Raw genomic sequence first — 3,341 nt, forward strand, 5'->3', positions numbered from 1 at the left:
CTTGCCGAGAAGCTTGTTCTAGCGAGCCCGGCGCCACGCGCCGGCATCGTGCCGCCCACCGGGCCTGAGAAGCAGCTCTGCAAAGACCTTATGAGCATCGGGCCCTTCTGGACGCGCGCGCTCGATCCGAACTTCGAGCTCGCGTGCCACTACACGCTGAACCTCTTGCCGAAGGACGAGCAGCGGCGCGTGTTCGATCGGTTCGGGCCGGAGTCCGGCCGGGCCTTGTTCGAGCTGTTCTTCTGGATGTTCGACCAGACCGGTGCGACGATTGTCGACACGGTCGCGGTGCGTTGTCCGCTGCTGTGCCTGTCGGGCGCGCAAGATAACATCGTGTCGTTGGAGACCGCCAAGGCCACGGCGAGCGCGTATCCTCAGAGTGAATTCTGGACGCTCGACGATCACGCCCACATGCTGCTGATCGAGCCCGGCGCGGAAAAGATCGCCGGCCGCATCGCCGACTGGCTCGGTTAGTTCGCAACCTTTAGCGCCACGGTCTGCGGCGTCCGTCGCGAATATGCACGATCCAAGCGTCACCTTCCTCGACAATCCAGTAAATCAAGTACGGATACCGGCCAATCGGCAGCACGCGCACGTCATCTTCACCCGCGGGGCGCCCACAGTCTGGAAAGCTGCCGATAACTTCTATTGGCGTCCAAAGTGCGCTTGAGGTTTCGAGCGCCCTGTAAGTTTTGATCGGCTAGGTATTCGATGATCGTTTCGAGGTCGCCGCGTGCTCGCGGCGTATAGCGAACTCTCATAGACCGAGGCGCTGCCAAAGGGCGGCAATGTCCTCCTCAGGCACTGTCTCGCCGCGCCGCGCCTGGTCCAGTCCCTCGCGAACGGCGGCCCTCGTTTCATCGTCGAGCTCGCCGATCCGGGACAGCTCCTCGTCGGCCAGGGCGAGAATAACAGCACCAAGCACGTCTTGATCCTCGGCCGGGAGCGCCCGGATCTTCGCGATCGCCTTGTCCAAGATCGTGGTCATTGCCTGACTATAACATACCGTTGGTGACGAGGCCCAGTAACGCTAGCCCTCGATGGTTGGTTCGTCCTCGCCGCGCTTGGCGAGAATGCGCATGGCGCGCTGGATGGGCGCGAAGGAGCGGCGGTGATGCGTGCACACGCCATGCTGCTGGACGGCGCGGGCGTGTTCGGGCGTGCCGTAGCCCTTGTTGCTCTCCCAGCCATAACGCCGGTAACGCTTCGCGAGCTTCACCATGATGCGGTCGCGGGTGACCTTGGCGATGATCGAGGCTGCCGCCACCGATAAGGAGATGCCGTCGCCGCCGACCACGGCGCGCGCCTTGCCGGGGAAACGCTTCGGGATCAAATTGCCGTCGATCAGGGCTGCGGCTTGCGGCACCTGCAGGCCGCGAAAGGCGAGGCGCATGCCCCAGAGACTCGCTTGCAGAATGTTGTCGCGGTCGATCCGCCCGACCTGGCCGATGGCGATGGCGACGCAAGCCGTGGCCATGATCTCTTGGTAGCGGTCCTCGCGCGCCTGTGCCGTCAGCAGCTTCGAATCGTTGAGCCCTTCGGGGATGCGGTCGGGATTGAGGATCACCGCGGCCACGACCACCGGCCCGGCCCAAGGGCCGCGGCCCGCCTCGTCGATGCCGGCCACGGGCAGTCCGTGCAGATCCATCATCTCCGCCTCGAGATCGAAGCTCGGGGGGCAAGGAGGGGGGAGCGATTCAGCGGGTAGTCCCATAGCCCGGGACTCTCCGACAAATCGTGCGCCCCATGCAACAGCGCCGGGCTAGGGCAGGGCGGCTCTTGTGGAAAAACCTAGAGGAGATTGAGCTGTTGGCCGGGACGGATGGGCGGCGTGAACAGATCCGTGCGCAGCGCCTGACGCTTGTCGAGGCCCAGCCGCTCGGCGGCCATCTGGAAGCGGCGGCCGATCATCCAGGCGTAAGGCCCGTCGCCTTCCATGCGCTCGTTCCATTTGGCCTCGTAGAGCTTGCCACCGCGCGTCTGGCGCATCAGCGACAGCACCCGGTCGGCGCGGTCGGGGCAGTTGGCCCGCAGCCACTCGACGAAGAGATCGCCGATCTCGAGCGGCAACCGCAACAGAACGTAGCCGGCCTCGGAGGCTCCGGCCACGGAAGCGCGTTCCAGAATGCGCTCCATTTCAGCGTCCGTCAGGCCCGGGATCACCGGAGCCACCATGACGGAAGCAGGCACGCCCGCGGCGCTCAATTTTTCCACCGTCTCCAGCCGCTTTTCGGGCGTCGAGGCGCGCGGCTCCATGGCGCGGGCGAGCTTGTGGTCGAGCGTGGTCACGGACAGCGCCACTTTGACGAGGCCGCGCTCGGCCATGGACTGCAAAATGTCGAGATCGCGCAGCACCAGCGCCGATTTGGTGACGATGCCGACCGGATGGTTGGTGGCGCTCAAAACTTCGAGGATGCGCCGCATGATGCGGTAGCGCCGCTCGATGGGCTGATACGGGTCGGTGTTCGAGCCGATGGCGATCATGCGCGGGCGATAGTTCGGCTCGGCGAGCTCGCGCTCCAGCGCCTGGGCCGCGTTGGTCTTGGCGAACAGTTTGGTCTCGAAGTCGAGCCCCGGCGACATGCCGAGAAAGGCGTGGGTCGTCCGCGCGAAGCAATAGATGCAGCAGTGCTCGCAGCCCCGATAGGGATTGATCGAGCGGTCGAAGCCGATATCCGGGGACTGGTTCTTGGTGATGATCCGCCGCGCCGGGATTTCCTGCACCTCGGTCTGAAGCGCCTCCAGATCGCCCAGCGTCTCCCAGCCGTCGTCCACAGGCTCATAGGCAATCGGCTCGAACCGGCCGGACCGGTTGGTCTGGGCGCCACGGCCATGCCTGCGGCCATAGGCGACGCCCGCGGCCTCGTGTGGGGCGCTCTCAAATTCGCTTGGTTTTCTCAGGGCCACGCTCATGCCTGCTATATAGGATCGGATACGGAACAAATCAAGAACATAGTTCCATGGTCGCGTGCGAGGTGACGATTGCCGCGTGAAAGGCAAACGCTATAGTCCGCCAATGATTTCCGTGGTCATCCCCACCTTTAATGCTGCGCCCACTTTGGTTCACACCGTGTCGGCGCTGGTGCCCGCCGTGGTGGATGGGGTGGTTCAGGAGGCGATCATCGCCGACGGCGGATCGACCGACGATACCCATCTCATCGCCGATGCCGCGGGGACGCATCTGGTGGAATCGGAACGAGGCCGCGGCAACCAGCTCGATGCCGGCGCGGCCATCGCCAAGGGGGATTGGCTACTCTTTCTCCATGCCGACACCGTGCTCGAGCCCGGCTGGGCGGAGGAGGCGGCGAGCTTCATCGAGCGCGTGGGGAGCGGACGCCGCA

General features: G+C 64.9%; 4 protein-coding genes and 1 pseudogene. 2 read left to right on the forward strand and 3 right to left on the reverse strand.

The window, feature by feature from the left end; all coding sequences use genetic code 11:
* Nucleotides 1-474 (forward strand): annotated as a pseudogene (locus tag ACSLE4_RS03880) (alpha/beta hydrolase); the annotation flags it as partial.
* A 283-nt stretch (nt 475-757) separates the two neighbouring features.
* Here the strand turns inward: ACSLE4_RS03880 and ACSLE4_RS03885 are convergent.
* From ACSLE4_RS03885 to ACSLE4_RS03895, 3 genes are all read right to left on the reverse strand, one after another.
* Nucleotides 758-988 (reverse strand): hypothetical protein, encoded by a 231-nt coding sequence (locus ACSLE4_RS03885; RefSeq protein ID WP_435903165.1) that lies wholly within the window; start codon nt 986-988, stop codon nt 758-760.
* Between the two features lie 42 nt (nt 989-1,030).
* Nucleotides 1,031-1,651 carry a ribonuclease HII gene (locus ACSLE4_RS03890; RefSeq protein ID WP_435903166.1) on the reverse strand — a complete coding sequence of 207 codons (621 nt, stop codon included), beginning with the start codon at nt 1,649-1,651 and terminating at the stop codon, nt 1,031-1,033.
* Nucleotides 1,652-1,791: 140 nt separating this feature from the next.
* Nucleotides 1,792-2,913: a PA0069 family radical SAM protein gene (locus ACSLE4_RS03895; RefSeq protein WP_435903167.1), complete on the reverse strand. Its 1,122-nt coding sequence runs from the start codon at nt 2,911-2,913 to the stop codon at nt 1,792-1,794.
* A 76-nt stretch (nt 2,914-2,989) separates the two neighbouring features.
* Here ACSLE4_RS03895 and ACSLE4_RS03900 point away from each other — a divergent pair.
* The coding region (locus tag ACSLE4_RS03900) for a glycosyltransferase (protein WP_435903168.1) at nt 2,990-3,341 on the forward strand (352 nt) is incomplete at its 3' end.

This window comes from Methyloceanibacter sp., assembly GCF_051306395.1.
Taxonomy (GTDB): Bacteria; Pseudomonadota; Alphaproteobacteria; order Rhizobiales; family Methyloligellaceae; genus Methyloceanibacter.